Origin of the sequence: Rhodohalobacter mucosus (genome assembly GCF_003150675.1) — a bacterium.
Taxonomy (GTDB): domain Bacteria; phylum Bacteroidota; class Rhodothermia; order Balneolales; family Balneolaceae; genus Rhodohalobacter; species Rhodohalobacter mucosus.
Window position 1 is genome coordinate 74782 of sequence record NZ_QGGB01000002.1, and the last position, 19707, is coordinate 94488.

Below are 19707 nucleotides of genomic sequence, written 5' to 3' on the forward strand. Positions count from 1 at the left end.
AAACCTGCGAGTTCCCATCCCTGAAATCACTGCTTCAGGGATTTCGGCACACCCGTCAGATTCGGAAGATTCAGGGTACGGGTTCCTCCTCCTTTGGCTTGCTCTTTTTCTCACCATTTTGATGTATCATCTCCGACTGATCAATAATTATGGCCGGATTCACGGTACCGAACATAAACCGGTTGGTACCCCGTCTTGCTTCTTCAATCATGTAGTAAAGAACCGGGACAACAATCAGGGTGAGAAATGTTGCGAATAACAGGCCGCAAATAACCGCGATGGCCATCGGACTCCACCATGCTGCTTGCTCACCGCCCCAGTACAAATATTCACCAAGATTTGTGTAGAACTCCACGGGATCGTTTGCGAGCGTAATAAAATCGAGGTTGAAACCAATGGCGAGGGGTATCAGCCCCAGTGTGGTTGTAATTGCTGTCAAAACAACCGGCCTGAAGCGAACCATTCCACCTTGTACCAGGGCATCGTACAGCTTCATCTTATCCCTGGCCCTCAAAATATCGATGTAATCGATCATCACGATAGCATTGTTAACAACAACTCCTGCAAGCGAAATTACCCCTATACCTGTCATGATGATTCCGAACGGCATTTGAAATATTAAGAGCCCGTACAGAACACCCGCAATCGACATGATCACCGATGTCATCACAATAAATGGTTTTGAAATTGAATTAAACTGAGATATCAGAATAAAGGCCATAAGTCCCAGCGCAATCATAAAAGCCGTTGTAAGGAAATCCTGGGCTTCATTCTGTTCCTGCTGCTGTCCTGTCCAGCGGGTCTGAATATTTGAGGGAAGCTCCTGCAGGTATGGCTCAAGAAGCTGTTGTGCTTCCTGAAGCACAGCATTGCTGTTAAAGTTCGACCTAACATCCGCCATCACCGTAACCACCCGATCCTGATCGATGCGTTTTATCCCTCCGAATCCTTCATCCACAGTCCATTGAGCAATTTCAGAGAGCGGTATCTGCCTGCCTTCCTCTCCCATAACCGTCAGATCATTGAGAGTGCTGAGGTCCTGCCGATATTCCTCCGCCAGCCGTACCGTAATGTCGTACTCATCATTTCCGTCGCGATACTGGGATGCTTCAACTCCGTTTATAGCCTGGCGTATGGTATTTCCAACATCGTTTGTGTTTACACCGAAAATGGAGGCCATCTCCCTGTCGACCGTAATTCTCATTTCGGGCCGCGCTTCGGGTAAGTCCGTCTCAAGGCCATCCAGCTTGCCGTAGATTGGATCATTTTCCAGAATCCGCAGAATTTCTTCGGAAATGCCCTGGAGCCCTTCAAGATCCTGACCCACAATCTCCAGGTTAATTGGTTTTCCGGTCGGCGGACCGTCTTGCTGCCGTTCCACTGTGATTTCTGCTCCGGCCAGATCCACAGGCAGAATTTCTCTCAGCTCCTCTATGGATTCGAATGTACTTCCTTCCCGCTGATTATAATCCACGAAATTCAATACAATCGTACCTCTGTTGGTTGTATTGCCCCCGCCAAAATCCATTCCGCTGGAAATGGGCGCCCCGGCCGTCGTAACCATCGTTTCAACATCACCGAAATTGTCGATAGACCTGGCACGGCGCTCCAGTTCCTCCGCAATCTGCCTTGTAAATTCCACATTGGTGCCGGGCGGAGTTTCTATCTGGGCATATACCCTGGATGGAGGAATATCCTCCGGGAAAAATTCGATCCCATGATTGTATAGGGCAAATACCACTACACTTGAAATGAGAAGCAGAAGAGTGAGCCCAAGTACGGTAAAACGGTGTTTCAGTGACCACTTGAGTGTTGACTTATACCGCGTAAGTACCTGGTTCAGACCCTCTTTTTGCCACCAGATACTCACCGGTTTTAGCAACAGCCTGTAACTGATTACAAGAAGTATCGATATCACGGCAAACATAATCCAGAATACCGGATTTCCAAGTGAAAGAAGAATCAGCAGCACCAAGCCAACAGAGTAGAGTACTTTTTTCCCTGAAGATGTAAGGGCTGCCTTGGTTCCCGTATCCGTCGTCTCCAGCTTCATGAAAACCGCACAAAGAACCGGATTTATCACCAGTCCCACAAAAAGTGAACTGCTCAGCGTAATGATCAGCGTAATGGGCAGATACGACATGAAATCGCCCACGATACCGGGCCAAAAAGCAATGGGAAGAAATGCTGCCAGGGTTGTCGTGGTGCCCGCAATAATCGGCATGGCTACCTCACCGGTTCCTTTCTTAGCCGCTTCAAAGTTCCCGAAGCCCTCTTCCAGATACCTGAAAATATTCTCAACTACAACAATTGCATTGTCAACCAGCATACCAAGCGCAAGGATGAGTGAGAAAAGTACAATCATATTCATCGTTATGCCGGCGAATTGAAGAATCACAAACGACATAAACATCGACAATGGAATCGAAATACCAACAAATGACGCATTTCTGACCCCCAGGAAAAAGAAGAGAACGCCAATGACCAGCAATAAGCCCGAAATGATATTATTCTCGAGACTGCTGACCATCATTTCGATATCCTCACTCATATCCGATGTAACCCGAATTTCCGTAGACGGCGGCATAGAAGGACGTTCTCTCGCGATAATCTGCTGAACGGCCTGTGAGGTTTCAATGATGTTGGTTCCGGTTCGTTTCTTAACTGATAGGGTAATAACGGGAGCGCTGTCGAGGTACGCATAGGATTCCCTCTCCTTTTCGCCGAACGTTACCGTTGCCACATCCCGGATATAGATAGGACGATCATTTGGTGCATCAATAATAATATCTTCGATGGGTCCGGGGTCATCATACTCGCCGGGTACACGCATTAGAAATTTACGGTTCCCCACATCCACCGTTCCCGCAGGTATCGTTACATTTTCGTTTTGAATGGCAACGATGATATCTCCAAATGAGACACCGTAGTATTTCATCATCTGCAGGTCAACATCAACCTGGACCTCCTTTTCCAGTCCGCCGGCCAGATCCACTTCCAGCACCTGCGGAATGGTTTCCAGCCTTTCCTGCAGGTCTTCGGCAACCACTTTCAGCTCTTCCAGGCCATACGTACCCGATACATTCACCTGCATAATGGGAAATTCAGACACGTTGATCTCCTCAATCATCGGGTCCTCTGCCTCTGCAGGCAGTTCGGGTTTTGCCAGGTCGACTTTCTCCCTCACTTTTTGAAGGGCTTCATCAATATTCACATCCGTATTGAATTCAACGTTGATGCTAGAGTACCCTTCAGCAGTTGTAGAGGTCATCTGCTTGATGTCGGATATGCCCGATAGTTCTTCTTCAAGTTTACGGGTAATCAGGGCTTCCATATCCACCGGACTAACCCCCGGGTAGGTTGTAATAACGATCACATTCGGGATGGTAATATCCGGCTGTGCCTCCTTGGGAATGGTCATGTACGATTGGATCCCCATGACGGCAATCAGGAAAATCAGAACCAATACGCTGATCCTGTTATCGATTGAGAAAGAGGTAAGCCTGAACTCTTTGCGTTCCCCGATGGATTCATCAGACTTTTTAACAGGTGAATTTTTAGGATTCTCGTTCATTGTATTATTCTCTTTTTCTGAACCTGTATTAATTTAGAGCGGTGCTCTCGCTGTCCCGGTTTTCCACGGTGTTGATTCGCGTTCCGTTTTCCAGGTATGATGATCCTATGGTAATCAGTACATCACCCGGATTGATTCCGTTGGTGACCACCGTTTGATTTTCAAACGAAGGGCCCATCTGAATCTCTCTTTCGACGGCAATTTTCTCTCCCTGATCATTACTTCCCTCCACGTACACGACGTACCTGTTCTCCTTCTGAAAGAGGAACTCTTCATTCACTATCATTACATCTTCCATGTACTGGGTTCTTATCCGCACGTTCGCGATCATTTCAAGCTTAACGTTCTGCAACTCTTCCGGCAGGTCGATATCCACCCTGAATGTTCGATTCATAGGGTCTATTGTATTTCCAATAAATGTGACCGGCAGCGTGTATCTCTTATCGGGCTCATAGTTGAACCAGATTTCGGCCATATCACCCATATCAACGGCATTGGAATACCTTGCGGGTACACCCAGCCTTATTTTTTTCTCTTCCCCATCCACAATTCTGAATACAGGAGATCCAATAGAAACCATGGATCCCTGTTCGGCAAGTACATTTTCTATCGTGCCGGAAAATGGTGCTTTGATAACACTGTTCTCAAGATTGATTCTGGCCGATTCAAGCTGTGAGAGATTTTGCTCATAGGTATAGCGTGCATTGATCACGTCAATCTCCGAGCCAATATCATCATTCTCAAACAGGCGCTGGAGTCGTTCGTAGTTTTCCCGCGACTGGTTGGTGGCGGCTTCCAGGCGTCTCACTTCCTGACGCAGCTGGCGGTTGTCGAGCCTCACAACGGGTTCTCCGGACCGGACATCCTGCCCCTCCCTTCTGATCACCTCATCCACCACACCCGAAACTTCGGCAGCAACGATTACATCCCCTGTAGAGGTGACCGTTCCCACCTGTCTCAGGTAGCTCTCAAATAATTCTGGTTGCAGCATCTCGGTTTCCACATCTACGGTGCGCACCTCTCTTTCAGTTACTTCTGCCTGTTCTGTGCAAGAACTCGCACCCAGCAGGATTGTCAGTATTATCAGCGCGAAGGTATTCGTTTTCATCTTTTCCATTGAAAATATCAGTTTCACTTACTTAAAATTCATAGTCTGTTTCATCAATCATTGGAACCAGGCCCAATGCAAGGTCAAAGTCTGCTTTTGTATTCAAATAGTCTGCAACAAGAGATGCGTAATTTAGTTCTGCTTCACGAACCTGCAGTTCTGCCTCCGTTACCTCAAGCTGAGACCCGACTCCGTTTTCATATCTTCTGAGGGCAATCTCCAGTCCTCTTTTAGCTTCTTCAACTGCAAACTGTCTCGAATCGGCTGTCTCTCTCAGATTCGTCAGCCTGTCTGAAGTGGTCTCGTATTCATTCATGGCCGTTTTTTCACTGGCCCACGTCTGCACCTCTATATCTCTCTTTTCTATCTGGGCAATGTTCAGATTGGCTCTCCTTTCAAAGCCTGTAAAAAGCGGCAGGCTAACATTCAGCACCAATGTCTGAAATCGCACACTGTTTTCGAAAGGTCTTGGTGTACCGGGCTGTGCTGCGGTCCACTGAAGGTTATAGTCTGCAGAAATGGTGGGCAAAAATCTGCTTTTAATCGCAAGGATTTCGCGGTCTTTTAAATCGTTTTGTACGTCGAGCACTCTCAGGTCTCCTCTCTGATTTCGCATCATATCAATCACCTCCTGGCGTTCAAGGTCAGGAAGAGGCGTTGCCGCCGTGAGTCTGTAGAGGCTTTCATTTTCATTCTGTGAATCACCGTTGCGGAGAAGATTAAAGCTGCTCAAACTTCCAACCGCCTCAAGCGGAGTGTCTACCGGGAGGCCCATTATTTCGTTAAGGCTCCGATATGCCTCCTGAACACCCAATTCGGCATCTTTCAGCTGTGGTTCCTCATTGGCCAATTGTACCTCAAGCCGCAGTACATCATACTCCTCTATTAACCCTTCACGCAGCCTTGCCCTGTTTTCACGGAGGTTTGAGCGCAGCCGGTCAATAACGGCCTTCTGCAAACGCAACTGTTCCTTTGCAATCAGTACAGCATGAAATCCCTTTCGGGCGGCAGTAATTACCTGCTGTGCCACATTTCTCAGGCTCTCTTCCTGGGCAGATTTAAACAGGGATGAACTGCTGATCCCGACAATCGCTTCGCCCCTGAAAATATTCTGAGAAACGGTTACTCCCCCCTGCCAGTTGTTATCCGTTCCGAACTGCAGCGGAATGAGTTCTCCGGCAGGCGCATTCGGATCAAATACCTGTGCAGGCACGAAGTTGACCGGTATTTCAATATTTCTGGTGTACGTTGCAGAGGAGGATACGGTTGGCAGGACCTCACTCCATGCAATTCTGACCTGTTCGTCAGCATTTTCAATCGACAGAAGGGCCCGTTTTATATCCGGGTTGTTGGCTACTGCGAGCTGAACAGCCTGTTCTGCGGTAATTCTGGCCTGCTCAGGAAGCTGTACCGTAATATCCTGTGCAGTAAGCGGCCGCAATAGAAATACAAGTGTCAGCAGTATTGAGATTGCCGCTAACCGGAATGGTAATTGTATCGTTTTGTGTGTCAGAACTGACATGATCATTCTTATTGTGACCCGGATTTTCTTTTTATTAAAAACATGTATGATTTACGAATCATGATCCGGATGGTTTCAAATTATTTTGACTGTGAGTCATTTGACTGGAGCCCCGCTCCTATGAGTGTAATGAAGTTTTCAAGCAGGGAGTCAAGACTGAAGGAAACGTCATCCAATATTTTCATATGAGCCCTGCTCTCCTTCAGAAACGCCATGTGGACCACACCTTTTGAAGCACCCCAGATAATCAGCCCCATCTCTCTGGGCTCAATGGTACTTTTAATGGAGCCGTCCTGCATGCCAACCTGGAGGGCACGTACAATGTAGGCCATTGCTTCACGGGCATGATTCTCACACTTAGCGGCCAGCCTGCTCTGCGAGAGGTTGTCATCATCCATCAATGTTTCATAAAACGTAAAGGCTGAAAAATAGATAGGATGCTCCTTAATAAATTCCAGGTATGCAAAACCCAGTTTTTTCACCATTTCAATGCCTTTAACATCATCCGTGAGTACTTTGCTCATTTGCTTATTCAGAAGCGATGATCCGCGTTCACAGATTGCCAGAAAGATTGAGGATTTGCTCTTGAAGTGCAGATAGAGGGTACCTTTACCAAGCTCTGCCTGCTCGGCAACTTCGTCCATTGTGGCACCGTCGAAACCCTTTTCTGAAAAGAGATCTTCGGCTGTGTCAATAATAAGTTCGCGGCGGGCAAGTTTTTCCCGCTCTTTCCTGCTAATTTTAGCCATATTTGACTGACAGTCATTTTATGAATCAGAGTCAAAACTATCATTATTCCTGATTAGTTCCCAAAGATTTTTCTCATTTTTTTCCCGGATGCGCTTCCATGAAAAACTTTTTGTTCATATCCCGAATAAAACGGCAGCCTATGAACCAAATAGCCTCAAATGTTGCTATATTTTGCCTCGATAAAACAACATGAAAAAAATTTCACCCCAACTCCTTACCGACCTATCGCTTCTCTTTATTGCCGTTGTCTGGGCTTTAAATTTTACCGTAATCAAAGCAAGTTTATCCGAGATAGATCCTTACAGCTTTAATGCTATCCGGTTCACACTGGCCTCTTCATTTATCTGGCTGGTGCTTGCCAAACGAAAAGCCTGGTTTACGATACCCAAAGGAGATATCCTCCCCCTTTTGGGTATGGGGCTTGCAGGTAATCTTCTGTATCAATGGCTCTTTATTGTAGGAATAGACCTCACACTGGCTGCCAACGCGGCCGTTATGCTGGGTACCATCCCCATTTGGGTAGCTCTTTTCTCTCATCTGCTTTCCATGGAGTTTATGAATCGCCTGAAAGGTGTGGGTGTGCTCCTGGCATTTTTGGGCGTATTGATGATCATTTTTTTCGCCAAAAACCCGATTTCGTTCGAGTCTGAAAACTTTACCGGTGATTTGGTGATCATTACGGCAGCCATGGTATGGGCTCTTTATACCATTTATTCAAAAAAATTCCTTGGCCGCTACACTCCTCTTCAGTATTCGACGATCATGACAACAGTCGGAGCCATTTCACTTGCACTGCTTGCCATTCCGCAGGCCGGGGCAACGGATTGGTCGGCTGTATCACTGGCATCATACGCAGGAGCCGGGTTCAGCGGACTGCTTGCGATCGGGGTCGCATATTTGATCTGGAATAACGGTATTCGAACGGTGGGAGCGGTCAGAACGGCAACCTATCAGAACCTGGTGCCTGTTCTGGGACTGTTTTTTGGAATTCTGTTGCTTGGCGAAAGCCTGGAACTTCTTCAGTATTTGGGTTCAGGCGTGGTTATCGCCGGCATTCTTATTACGAGGCACGGGGGCAGAGTATCGTAACCATACACCTGCATATGGTTATGCATGTCCACTCTTTCCTTTTGTATCAGGTTCTGTCGCCCCCGCTTAACAGATATAATACCGCCATTCTTACGGCCACACCGTTCGTTACCTGATTCAGAATTACTGCACGTTCGCTATCGGCCACTTCGCTTTCCATCTCAACGCCGCGGTTAATCGGACCCGGATGCATTACCATAAAATCAGGGAATTTTTCCAGGTGCTCCATTTTAATACCGAACGTTTCATGATACTCCCGGACACTTGGAAAAAGATCGGTTCCTCCTTTGATACGCTCCATCTGGATGCGCAGCGCCATGGCTATATCACACCAGGCAAGGGTTTCTTCCAGATTATAGGAAACCGATGCTCCCAACGATTCCGTAAAACGAGGCATCAGGGATTTGGGGCCGCAAACAACCACGTCTGCTCCCACCTTTTTTAAACCTATAATATTTGATCTGACCACCCGGCTGTGTGAAATATCGCCTATAATAGCCACTTTTTTCCCTTTCAGTTCCGGATGGATCTGCTGTATGGTGAACATATCCAGCAGGGCCTGCGTGGGGTGTTCATGAGCACCGTCGCCCGCATTGATGATTGCAGCCTCAACACACCGGGTAAGAAAGTGAGGCACGCCGGGGCTTTCATGACGGCTGACAACCATATCAATTTTCATTGAACTGATATTCCGAATGGTGTCTTTCAGTGACTCTCCCTTCTTGGCGCTTGAGGTGCCTGCCGAAAAGTTAACAACATCTGCCCCCATCCTTTTCTGGGCCAGTTCGAATGAGAGGCGGGTCCGCGTACTGTTTTCGTAAAACAGGTTTACTATGGTTTTATCGCGCAGAGTGGGGATTTTGGGTACAGGGCGATCCAATACTTCCCGGAATGTTTTTGCCTGCTCCAGCACATATAAAATATCGTCTGCGGAGTAGTCGGCCAGCCCCAGTAGGTGCTTTTGGGAGAATGAATATTCCGTTTTCCCGGGGGCGTCACTCATTTTTTCACCTCCGACACCTTTACGACATAAACGGCGTCCTCTCCGTCAAGCTCACGCACTTTTACCCTCACTTCTTCGTCGGCATGGGTTGGAACCGTTAATCCTACATAATCGGCAGCCACCGGAAGCTCCCTGTGTCCGCGGTCTATCATACAACAAAAACGGATGCTGCGCGGACGCCCATAGGCCATCAGAGCGTCCATGGCAGAACGTACCGTTCTGCCTGTATAGAGTACATCATCCACCAGGATGACATCCCGGTTATATAGATCAAACGGAATTTCCGTGACCTTCACTTCCGGCATCTTGAGTTTGCTGCGGTAGTCGTCTCTGTAGAAGGTAACATCGAGTACGCCAAAGTCGGATTTGAGGCCAAACTCTTTTTCAATGACATCAAGAATTCTGCGCCCCATATAAACGCCCCTCGTCTGCATACCAATGATAGCCGGTTGCGAAGGGTCGTCGTACGGTTCAAGGAATTGATGGGCAAATCGCATATAGGTGCGATTCACATCCTCTTCCGTCAAGATTTTTGCTTCTTCCAAAGAGTCGATCCGGCTTTAATTTATCTTCAAAATTATGGAAACGCCGAGTGGTTTACAATTCAGAATTCTTCCCGCATTTCGAATGCGCTATGCTTACCTTTGTACATCTCTTCAAACAGCGTCATTGACAGACAACAGGAAAAACATACTGCTCTTACTGGCAATTGGAATAATCGCACTCAATCTGCGTCCGTCCATTACGGCCATTGGTCCGCTGATCGGAGAAATCAGGTCTGATACCGGCTTATCAAATACACTGCTTGGATTTCTGACCACCCTGCCCGTTTTGGCTTTCGGCTTGTTTTCGGTGCTTACTCCCGTATTTACCCGCCGGTTCGGAACCGAAGGCACAATGCTTATTGCCCTTCTGATGCTGGCGGCAGGTATTTTGATCAGAACCGCGCAGCCTTTGATTTTCCTGTTTGCAGGCACCGCGCTGCTGGGCGTTGGAATCGCGCTGGGAAACGTACTGCTTCCCGGAATCGTAAAAAAGAGCTTCCCCGGCCGATACGGAGCGGTAACGGGCCTTTATTCCTCCATGCTTGGAGTCGGAGCCACTGCAGGTGCGGCTTTCAGCGTACCGCTTTCGCAGGGAACGGGATTGGGATGGCGGTTTTCAATAGGTTTTTGGGTTGCGGGAGTCGTTCTTGCCATCGCTGCGTGGCTGCCTCAGATGAAGTTCAACTTACCGGTACAGGCTCGAAGGGGGCTGCGGGATTCACTGCGTAATCTCTCCTCGTCAAAAACGGCATGGGGTGTTGCCTTTTTTATGGGCCTACAATCTCTGTCCTTTTTCACCATTATCGCATGGCTTCCCGAAATATTGACCGGGCGTAATGCCACGGCTGAATACGCTGGATATATGCTCGCCTTGACCCAGGGCACAGGGGTAATCGGCACACTCATCGTACCCCAGTGGGCAGCCCGTTTACAACGGCAGCGGCTTCCGGTATATCTTCTCGTTACGGCTGAGATTGTCAGCATCGGCGGCCTCCTCATCCCATCACTCTACCTAACGGGACTTTGGGTCGCCCTGCTGGGATTCAGCCTGGGCGGCACGTTTGGCCTGGCTCTGCTTTTTATTGTATTGCGAACCAGAGACTCAGGGTCGGCGAATGAACTCTCGGCTGTTTCCCAATCCGTCGGTTATACCCTGGCCGCCGCAGGACCAACATTTTTCGGTGCATTGTTCGATCTGTCAGGCAGCTGGACAATTCCCATGTTTTTGCTTCTGATTATTGCAGCAGGCAAAGCCGCGGCCGGACGGATTGCAGGCTCGGACTCCTACGTCTGATCACATACAGATATTTAAAAAAACACCATTTCAGTATCATTGCGGATTAAATCATAGAATATCACAGGTTCGAAATAGGTAGATGAACTGAAAATATCCCACTTTCCCCGCAGGTATCCCTGAGGAAAAAGGGGGAAGCGGCTTACAGGGGGCGGGGGAAGACGACCTGCCATCCGTCTGCCGACCAGGGAACAGTTTTTAACAAGCTCGTATTTCAAACCCACGTTGCATAAAATGGGCAGAATGAAAAGCTTTTTCCTGACCGAGACGGAAACCTAAGAGCGGAACCGGGGATCAAACCGTTTTTATCAGGTCAAGACATGAACGTGATCAGGGTGAGGCATGGTCCCTAAAACATGGAATTGAGACTTTTTATACGCTTTTGGAAACCCGTTTAAACCATTCCGGACGTTCCATATTACCTCTGTACACATGAGAGAGTATCAATTGGAATCAAAAAAAAGAGAGACCGGATGACCAGTCTCTCTTTAAAGAGCTTCAAATCAGGCTGATTCAGGCTCAGTCCTGTATCGGAATAATCCGGCTCAGCGTGCCGTTCGATTCGTTTGTGAAGTAGATGTATCCATCAGGCGCTTCCTCTATATCGCGGATACGTCCGATACCTTCAAGAATTCGCTCTTCACTCTGGAAGTCGGTTCCATCCACTTCCACTCTTGAGATCAGCTGAAAAGCCAGGGCGCCATTCAGGATATCACCCTGCCAGCCCGGGTAGCGGTCGCTGGTTACAAACGTTAGGCCGGATGGTGCAATGGAAGGGTCCCAATAGGTAACCGGCTGCTCCATTCCTTCACGCTCCGTTTCCTCTGTAATGATGGTTCCGTTGTAGTTAATGCCATAAGTGATTTCGGGCCATCCGTAGTTTGCACCGGCACTGTGAACATTGATCTCATCACCTCCCCTGGGTCCGTGTTCGTTGGTCCAGATTTTACCGGTTTCCGGATGCACATCCATGCCCTGGATATTGCGGAGCCCGTAGGTATATATTTCATCCAGGCCTTCCCTGCCTACAAACGGGTTATCCTCGGGTATGCTCCCGTCATCATTCAAACGGATAACACTGCCGTTAGACTTCGTCAGATCCTGCGCCGTTTCCATCTCACCACGGTCTCCTATGGAAAAATAGAGGTAACCTTCGGGATCAAAAGCGATTCTTCCTCCAAAATGCTGACCCCTGCCCGAAAAAGGTGTGCCTACATAAAGCTCTTCAATATCCTCAAGTGCTGGAGCGTCGGGATTAAGCCGGGTACGGATAACCGCGGTATTGGCACCGCCGTCACCGGGCTTGGAGTAACTCATATAGATCCACCCGTTCTCTTCGTAGTCGGGATGGAGCGTCATGTCAAGAAGCCCGCCTTGCCCTCTGGCCCATACTTCTGGTACATTCGCTACCGGAGTATCGAGCACCTCGCCATCCCGAATCAAATGGAGCGTGCCGTTTCGCTGTGAAATCAACACATGTCCATCCGGCAAAAACGCCATTCCCCACGGCACACCCAGATCCTCTGCTACGGTCTGTACGTAAAACGTTAGCTCTTCCGACTCAATCGGGTCGCCTTGCGTTTCAGGAAGCGGGAAGTAGAAAGAGTCTCCAAGCCATTCAGCCGATTCCGTTTCACTATTATCATTTCCGTTTTGTTCAGTCTGCATGGCTTCGGCACAACCCGTTAGTGGAAGCACCATTGCCGTAATTAGCAATGCATACAGAGACGTCAGTTTACTTTGTGCCATTTTTTTCGGTTTGATTTTGGATTTAACTGTTGTACACAGATGCTGCTAAATAAATTAAAATCAGGTAATGGGCTTAATCAACCGTATAGGTTCCGTTCAGTTCAAAAGGTATATCCTGTGATGCGGGAAACCCCTCCAGGTCTGCGGAAACCGAAGCTGTACCGGCAAGCTCATAGTTGAATGTTGTGTTTCCGCCCATAAGATCCATAAGCGCAGAACCCAGCTGCGCCGAATTCAGTCTGACCGGGATTCGCACTTCCCTGCTCTGGCCGCTTTCAACCCGTATCAGCTGGTTCAATGTGGTATCGAGCCACTCGCGTCCGTTTACCCTCAGATTATAGGATGCACGTAACAGCGAAAGGGCAAAAACATTGGGGTTTGATACCCGGAAACTTACTTCCGCATCAGCACCTGACAATGAAACCTGGTTGATTTTGAATTCACCAAATTCAATTCCCGGAGGCTTTGGAACGGGTATTTCACCGGCAGTACTGACGGGTACCGACTGCATGCCAAGCACAGGCAGATCAAAGTCCACTTCCGTGGAGAGCTCATAGGCAAGTTGGTCCTGATTCAGTACGGAGCTAAATGTTTCGTAAACTTCCCGGTAGCTGAGAGTCACGGGAACTTGTATCACAGACGCCGACTCCTTTTCAATTACAACCGGTTCATTCATACTGCCGCTAACAAAAGAACGGTTATTGATAAAAAACTCATAATTGTAACTCTCTGCACTCACGCCAAACCGGTTTGGGTTGGTTACATCAAAATCAAACAGAAGGGTTACGTCATCGAAGGTGATGTTGCGTACAGACATCTCCCTGAACTGAACAGCCGGTTCGCGAACATCCGAGAGCTCACCGATCGCAGCGCAGCCTGAAAGCAAAAACAGAATTATAACCCCTTTAAGTACCGCGTATTTCATGTGCATCAGATAAATTTTCAATCAAGATAATGATTGATGCGTAACTCTACACACGGGTAACTGTTAAAATTAATTACGCCGTTCCGTTTCAGAGTATATCGCGGCAAATTGCCTGCGAAAAGCCGGTGCACCTCCATTTGCAGGGTGTCTCACGCCGCGATGCTTCAGTTCAAGCTGTTTAAGGCTCTGTTCACATTTACGGCCAACGGCTATAAGCTCTGAATCAGGAAAGAGTGCGATAAAATCCCTGAGGTGTCGCAGCCCTGCCTCCATCTCGCCCGTGAGCGGGGTTCTGTTGGTCAGCATACCGTTATCCTTCTTATATGGGTGCCATGGCACCGCGTTCCATAAAACCACTTCATATGGATCAATGCCAAGCTTGATCAGGGATCCCCAGACTATAGTAGCCGTAGGCTCGCTCATTCCAAGATCGTTGATTTCCGGTTTGCTTGTACGTTGAGGCTCGATACTTTTGAAAACATGGCCGGGCCTGATTCCATAGCGCGATTCCTGGTGCCCCAATAGGATACGTTCGGAGGTCATTGCCATCCCGGTGAAGTGCCCACCCTGGTAGCCCAGCGCCTCCGCAATGAGCAGAAATTTTGCACGCCCCTGTCGTTCAGCCAGGTAGTGTTCAAACTGTCTTTTTCGGATCACCGGCGCATCAGCCGAGAGATCATGCGCTTTGTCGTAATGATACCATGGGTTAAAGAGTCCGCGCGGCGTTTTTTTTAGCGAACGGACAAATCCTGAAATTCCGGAGCTGATTTGCATTACGAGGTTCCGTTTCCTGCCAGATAGGCCAGTTGCAATATTCGAAGTTCGTTATAGTCCACCTCCTTATTCAGGTCTTCATAAACGGGTTTCAGCATGTCGGGACCCACTTTTTTCATGGAGGCATAAACATCGTCAATTTTTCGCTGTGAAAGTTCCGATGCATTAAGTATTTCCTGCGGGTCAATTGAGTTTCCCTCATCGAGATACTTTTTGAGATTCGACAGAATCGTTACCGGTTTCACGCCAAACTGTTCTGCCAGGTGGTCGATTGATTTGCCTTTTGAGTACTCCTCGCCAACCAGCTGATGCTTCTGTTTGGACGTGGTTTGAACAACTTTTTTCTGAATAGCTTCCTCGCGCTCCTCGATATCATTTTTTTCGCAATAGTCCCTGATGATATCCAGGAATACGGAACCGTACTTTTTGAGTTTGGTCGAGCCCACCCCATATATCCCGATCAGTTTATCTTCATCCCTGGGAAAGTAGTACGACATCTCCATCAGCGTGGTATCCGGGAAGATGGTATAGGGTGCTATGCCCTGTTCATCGGCCAGTTCCTTGCGTTTCAGCCGCAGCTCTTCAAAGAGATGCTCATCGTATTTATTTTCAACGTCGCTGCTTGTTTTCGGCCGTTCAATTCCCTCTTTTCCTGTTTGCGTACGGTCGAGTACTCCCTGCACGCGTTCATTGCCATCCAGTACGGCTTTAGCTTCAGGTGTCATTTTAAGGCTGCCGTGTGATGTGTCCTTTTCCAGGTAGCCCCTGCGGATCAGTAGTCTGGAGAGCTGTATCCATTGGTTTTTACTCCAGTCTTTCCCGATACCGTATGTTGAAAGTTCGTCATGGTTCTGCTCCAGAACTTTTTTGGCCTTCGATCCACGCAATACGTCTGCAATATGGTGTGCGCCAAAACGCTCACCTGTCCGCACAACACAGCTGAGGTATTTTTGTGCCTGTTCGGTGTAATCCTGCAGGTCACCCTTTTGCCTGAGACAGTTATCACACATACCGCACTCTTCCTGATTGTACTCCTCTCCGAAGTAGTTCAGCAGCGGAATTCGCCGGCATTTATCATACTCCAGAAAGTGGATCAGCGAGGCCAGATGCTGTTCGGCCACCTTCTTTTCATTTCCTTCCTTCTGATTGATGAAATACTGAATCTTCTGTTTATCGGAGTAGCTGTAGAGAAGAAGACAGTCGGCCTTCAGGCCATCACGTCCCGCCCTGCCTATTTGCTGATAGTACGACTCAATATTTTGGGGCATATCGTGGTGAATTACAAAGCGAACATCCGGCTTGTTTATTCCCATGCCAAATGCAACCGTAGCCACTATAATCCGGATATCGTCACGAATAAATGCATCCTGATTGCGGGTGCGCTCTTTCTCGGAAAGTCCTGCGTGATACGGCCTCACCAGGTGTCCTTCCGCTTTCAGGTCGAGATAAAGTTCATCGACCTGTCGTCTGGAAAAGCAGTAGATAATTCCGGATTGATTTTGCCTCGTATAGAGAAAATCAAGGATCTGATCCAGCGGATTGTCTTTATCAACTACCCTCAGCAGAAGATTTTTACGGTTAAAGCTGGCAACAAAAACGGCTGAATCTTTCATCTGCAATATCTGCCGTATATCGTCGCGAACACGGGGAGTGGCCGTTGCCGTAAGGGCGAGGCATACCGCATCGGGAAAATCTTTCCTTACTTCAGCCAGCTGCCTGTAGTCGGGGCGGAAATCATGGCCCCACTCGGAGATACAGTGAGCTTCATCGATGGTAAAACAGTCTACCTTCAAATCGCCAAGAAGACTGCGCGTGCTCTCCATCATCAGGGTTTCGGGGGCAAGATAGAGCAGATCCACTTCTCCGGTCCGCAGTCTCGAAACGTTGTAGCGATACTCTTCATCAGTAAGGCTGCTGTTCAGAAATACCGCGGGCACTCCGTATTCATCCAGCTGCTCCACCTGATCCTTCATAAGGGATATCAGGGGAGAAATTACAATGGTAAGTCCATCAAAGATACATGCCGGTATCTGGTAACATAGTGATTTCCCGCCTCCCGTCGGCATAATCACGAGTGTATCCCTCCCTTTCAGCACATTCGATATTACTTCCTGCTGAAGCGGACGAAATGCTTCATACCCGAATGTGTCATTTAAAATAGCCTTTGCCTGGTCAATACTCATATCCAGTTTTTCAACCTGTCGATTTTATTAAGATTCTTTACTATATAAGATACCGGAATCACAATTCCCTTACAGAATGAATTGAGGAAATAGCTTCACCGTTCAATATACCGGATTAACCTGATTTCGCTACCCGTCTGGTCAAACCGTCGATTTTTATGTCAAGCAGCAACAAAACCGTGCCAACTCCCATCTCTCCGGATTCGCTGATCCGGGCAATAGAACAAGAGGATAAACGACGCGACGCAGCGAAACTGATGGATATTATGAAATCCGTTACCGGAGAGCAGCCCGTGGTCTGGGGCGATAGCATCATTGGGTTCGGCACCTATCACTATAAGTACGAAAGCGGTCGGGAGGGTGATTATTTTCTTACCGGCTTTTCACCACGTAAAAACAATTTTTCCATCTACATCATGGCCGGATCCGATCGGTTTCCAGGCCTGATGAACAAACTTGGAAAATTCAAATCCGGAAAGTCGTGTCTCTATGTAAAGCGATTGCAGGATATTAATGAATCCGTGCTCAGAGAACTTATAGCAAACTCCATAAAATGGATGAAGGAGAAGTATCCTTCAATATGATTCACCTTCCCAATCCTGACCGGATCACCGCATCTGTCTTGGAATCAGGTAAAAATCCTTCATTCTGCCATCGGTGTATCGGATGGTCTCTCCGTTAAAAATGGCATCTTCTTCAAGCAGTATTCTCACGTTCCGGTTCCATTCAGGGACGTATACTTCTGCATTCAGCTCAATAGAGTGGGCGGTGTTGGCATAAAGCGGATAATCGCCCTTGCCGGGCACGCCGCCCTGCTGATCCCACAGGCCTATGGTAGGCCCTGCACCGTGCCCCTGGTAACCGATCGGATGGGTGTAAATGGTTGCATTAATTCCTTCCTGTTCTGCCTTGTTAAGAGCAGAAAGCAGAATTTCGTTTCCGGTCCTGCCGGTTCTGAATTCATCTGTCAGAATATCCTGCAGCCTGTTGGCCAGAGCCAGTGCATCCCGCAAACCCTGCGGTGCCTCTGTCTCGCCCGGCCTGAGCACGTAAGCGTTACGCTGCGTATCGGTTGCCAGGCCCAGATACTCAATTCCGAAATCAACATGAATCAAATCTCCCGGCATAATCACATCCGATTCTGACCCCGATGAAAAATCCCCGCTGTGCTCGGGCGACTCGCTCCTGTAAACGGTTACCGACGGGTGGAACCATGCCGTCATGTTCGAATCACGGATTCTTTCGCGGTACCACCACTGAACATCCCTTGTGGTTGTAACACCCGGGGTGATAACCCTTTCCGATAAGCCCTCAGCCACGATATTATGAGCGATTCGATTGATCTGGCTGTAAACAGTAATTTCATTCGCTGTTCGTGTTTCAAGCCAGCCGATCGACAGATTTTCCGCCGATACGATCCGGTCCCGGAGTTCCGGTGAAAGACTGTTTCTTAGATCCATATAATCCGTATGACTGATACCATCGGCGGCAGCAAAATGTTCTGAGATGTTAATGCCGATTCTTTCCGGATTCTTTTCCCGTACAATCTCGCCGAACCTTTTCCACTGATCAGGTTCTTCCTCCGGGAACCACTGTGTGTCAAAAAAACCAATGTCGTATCTGGCAACGGCAAAACGTTCTACAGGGTCACCATTACCGGGGTCATGAAAGATAAGAATGGTGGTTCTTCTTGAGCTCTGCCAGGTGGCCGGCAGCATTGTAAGCAGTACAGGGTCTTCATTGTATTCGCGAGCAACCAAAACCCACATGTCGATCCCCTCCCGGCGCATCAGATCGGGCACCAGATTTTCCAGCCGGTCCTCCGTCCACCGGTCCATTACTTCCGCCCTTTCACGCATTGAAAGGATATGCGGCTGAATATCATTTCTGGTTTGGGCAGTACATATCCCTGGGATTGTTAAAAGCAAGATCAAAAAAATGGCGGACAGTAATCTCATTTTGGGCAGGTTAGATTTTGATATTATCTGATTGCATTCTGAACAGTTTAAAAAAAGACCTTATCTTAATGAAAAAGAAAATATAAATACTCCGGGCACACACATGAAGGTAACACCTACAAGCAACAGCAGAATATCGGACATTGACTTCAGCAATTTGCAGTTCGGCAGGATCTTTTCAGATCATATGCTTGAAATGACATACAAAGACGGTACATGGTCCGAACCTGACATTAAACCTTACGGTCCTATCACCGTTGAACCTTCGCTGCACGCACTTCATTACGGCCAGGCAATTTTTGAAGGCATGAAAGCCTATTATGCAGGCCCAGGAACAATTAACCTTTTCCGGCTTGATGATCATCATGAGCGGCTGAACAATTCTGCAAAGAGGCTTTGCATGCCGGAACTGAGCAGCGACAACTTTATAAGGGGGCTTGAAGAGCTGATCAAACTGGATCATCAGTGGGTGCCCAAAACATTTGGCCATGCACTCTATCTGCGGCCGTTTATGTTCGCATCAGAGCACTACATTGCTGCCAAAGCATCTTCAGAGTATAAATTCTTTATTATTACAAGCCCCGTTGCAGCCTACTACAGTGAAGGTTTTAATCCGGTTAAACTCACCACATCAGAGAAATTTGTACGCGCCGTAAGAGGAGGAACCGGTGAGGCCAAAGCCGCAGGCAATTATGCGGGAAGTTTTCTCCCCGCACGTGATGCCAGGGAAAACGGTTTTACCCAGGTACTGTGGCTCGATGCACTGGAGCAAAAGTACGTGGAAGAGGTGGGTACGATGAATATTTTCTTCCTGATTGACGACAAGCTAGTAACGCCCAAACTGGCTGGTACCGTGCTGCCCGGCATTACCCGCCGGTCGGTTACCGCCCTCGCCAAAGAGTGGGGAACAGACGTGGAAGAGAGGCGTATTTCGATCGATGAAATTTTTGAAGCCCACAATAACGGCTCCCTTAAGGAGGTGTTTGGAGCCGGAACCGCAGCTGTGATTTCACCTGTCGGACTGATACACCATAAGGGTGAAACCATCACGCTGAACCAGAATGAGATTGGTCCATTTGCCAAGAAAATGTTCGATCGGCTGACGGGCATTCAGTACGGAAAAACTGAAGATACATTTGACTGGACGCACCCCGTTCATGTGGGAAATGAAATCACGGTTTAAGCCGGGCCGGTCTGCGGTTTTATTGACCGCTTTCCGGAACAAAGAAGCGT

The 19707-nt window shown here is 48.2% G+C and carries 15 protein-coding genes; 4 read left to right on the plus strand and 11 right to left on the minus strand.

Features of this window, described 5'->3' with window-relative positions; genetic code table 11:
* Positions 1 to 70: 70 nt before the first annotated feature.
* From DDZ15_RS01435 to DDZ15_RS01450, 4 genes are all read right to left on the minus strand, one after another.
* On the minus strand, positions 71 to 3574 hold the full coding sequence (locus tag DDZ15_RS01435) for an efflux RND transporter permease subunit (protein ID WP_109644121.1): 3504 nt from the start codon (positions 3572 to 3574) through the stop codon (positions 71 to 73).
* A gap of 28 nt (positions 3575 to 3602) precedes the next feature.
* Positions 3603 to 4691 carry an efflux RND transporter periplasmic adaptor subunit gene (locus tag DDZ15_RS01440; protein ID WP_146198476.1) on the minus strand — a complete coding sequence of 363 codons (1089 nt, stop codon included), beginning with the start codon at positions 4689 to 4691 and terminating at the stop codon, positions 3603 to 3605.
* A gap of 22 nt (positions 4692 to 4713) precedes the next feature.
* On the minus strand, positions 4714 to 6204 hold the full coding sequence (locus DDZ15_RS01445; RefSeq protein WP_158278586.1) for a TolC family protein: 1491 nt from the start codon (positions 6202 to 6204) through the stop codon (positions 4714 to 4716).
* Positions 6205 to 6284: 80 nt separating this feature from the next.
* Complete coding sequence (locus tag DDZ15_RS01450; RefSeq protein ID WP_109644127.1) at positions 6285 to 6953, minus strand: TetR/AcrR family transcriptional regulator; 669 nt, start codon at positions 6951 to 6953, stop codon at positions 6285 to 6287.
* 190 nt (positions 6954 to 7143) lie between these two features.
* On the opposite strand from DDZ15_RS01450, the gene DDZ15_RS01455 reads away from it, so the two are divergent.
* A complete protein-coding gene (locus tag DDZ15_RS01455; protein WP_109644129.1) occupies positions 7144 to 8043 on the plus strand; it encodes a DMT family transporter in 900 nt (299 codons plus the stop codon).
* Between the two features lie 46 nt (positions 8044 to 8089).
* Here DDZ15_RS01455 and DDZ15_RS01460 read toward each other — a convergent pair whose 3' ends face one another.
* Positions 8090 to 9046: an aspartate carbamoyltransferase catalytic subunit gene (locus tag DDZ15_RS01460; RefSeq protein ID WP_109644131.1), complete on the minus strand. Its 957-nt coding sequence runs from the start codon at positions 9044 to 9046 to the stop codon at positions 8090 to 8092.
* Complete coding sequence (pyrR, locus tag DDZ15_RS01465; protein ID WP_109644133.1) at positions 9043 to 9591, minus strand: bifunctional pyr operon transcriptional regulator/uracil phosphoribosyltransferase PyrR; 549 nt, start codon at positions 9589 to 9591, stop codon at positions 9043 to 9045. Before pyrR ends, DDZ15_RS01460 begins: the two co-directional genes overlap by 4 nt.
* Positions 9592 to 9625: 34 nt before the next feature.
* Between pyrR and DDZ15_RS01470 the strand changes: the two genes are divergently transcribed.
* Complete coding sequence (locus DDZ15_RS01470) at positions 9626 to 10885, plus strand: CynX/NimT family MFS transporter (protein ID WP_109644135.1); 1260 nt, start codon at positions 9626 to 9628, stop codon at positions 10883 to 10885.
* Positions 10886 to 11404: 519 nt separating this feature from the next.
* On the opposite strand, the gene DDZ15_RS01480 is transcribed toward DDZ15_RS01470, so the two are convergent.
* From DDZ15_RS01480 to recQ, 4 genes are all read right to left on the minus strand, one after another.
* Positions 11405 to 12634, minus strand: a complete 1230-nt coding sequence (locus DDZ15_RS01480; RefSeq protein WP_199222845.1) for a PQQ-dependent sugar dehydrogenase — start codon at positions 12632 to 12634, stop codon at positions 11405 to 11407.
* Between the two features lie 73 nt (positions 12635 to 12707).
* The gene (locus DDZ15_RS01485) at positions 12708 to 13559 is read right to left on the minus strand and encodes an LEA/WHy family protein (RefSeq protein WP_158278587.1); all 852 of its coding nucleotides are present in this window, start codon (positions 13557 to 13559) and stop codon (positions 12708 to 12710) included.
* A gap of 69 nt (positions 13560 to 13628) precedes the next feature.
* Positions 13629 to 14333, minus strand: a complete 705-nt coding sequence (locus DDZ15_RS01490; protein WP_109644141.1) for a uracil-DNA glycosylase — start codon at positions 14331 to 14333, stop codon at positions 13629 to 13631.
* The gene (recQ, locus tag DDZ15_RS01495) at positions 14333 to 16516 is read right to left on the minus strand and encodes a DNA helicase RecQ (RefSeq protein WP_109644143.1); all 2184 of its coding nucleotides are present in this window, start codon (positions 16514 to 16516) and stop codon (positions 14333 to 14335) included. Before recQ ends, DDZ15_RS01490 begins: the two co-directional genes overlap by 1 nt.
* A 158-nt stretch (positions 16517 to 16674) precedes the next feature.
* Between recQ and DDZ15_RS01500 the strand changes: the two genes are divergently transcribed.
* Entirely contained in the window at positions 16675 to 17100 is a 426-nt protein-coding gene (locus DDZ15_RS01500) for a DUF1801 domain-containing protein (RefSeq protein WP_109644144.1), read from the plus strand.
* A 24-nt stretch (positions 17101 to 17124) separates the two neighbouring features.
* On the opposite strand, the gene DDZ15_RS01505 is transcribed toward DDZ15_RS01500, so the two are convergent.
* Entirely contained in the window at positions 17125 to 18354 is a 1230-nt protein-coding gene (locus tag DDZ15_RS01505; RefSeq protein ID WP_199222846.1) for a M24 family metallopeptidase, read from the minus strand.
* A 223-nt stretch (positions 18355 to 18577) separates the two neighbouring features.
* Between DDZ15_RS01505 and DDZ15_RS01510 the strand changes: the two genes are divergently transcribed.
* On the plus strand, positions 18578 to 19657 hold the full coding sequence (locus DDZ15_RS01510; protein ID WP_109644148.1) for a branched-chain amino acid aminotransferase: 1080 nt from the start codon (positions 18578 to 18580) through the stop codon (positions 19655 to 19657).
* Positions 19658 to 19707 lie beyond the last annotated feature (50 nt).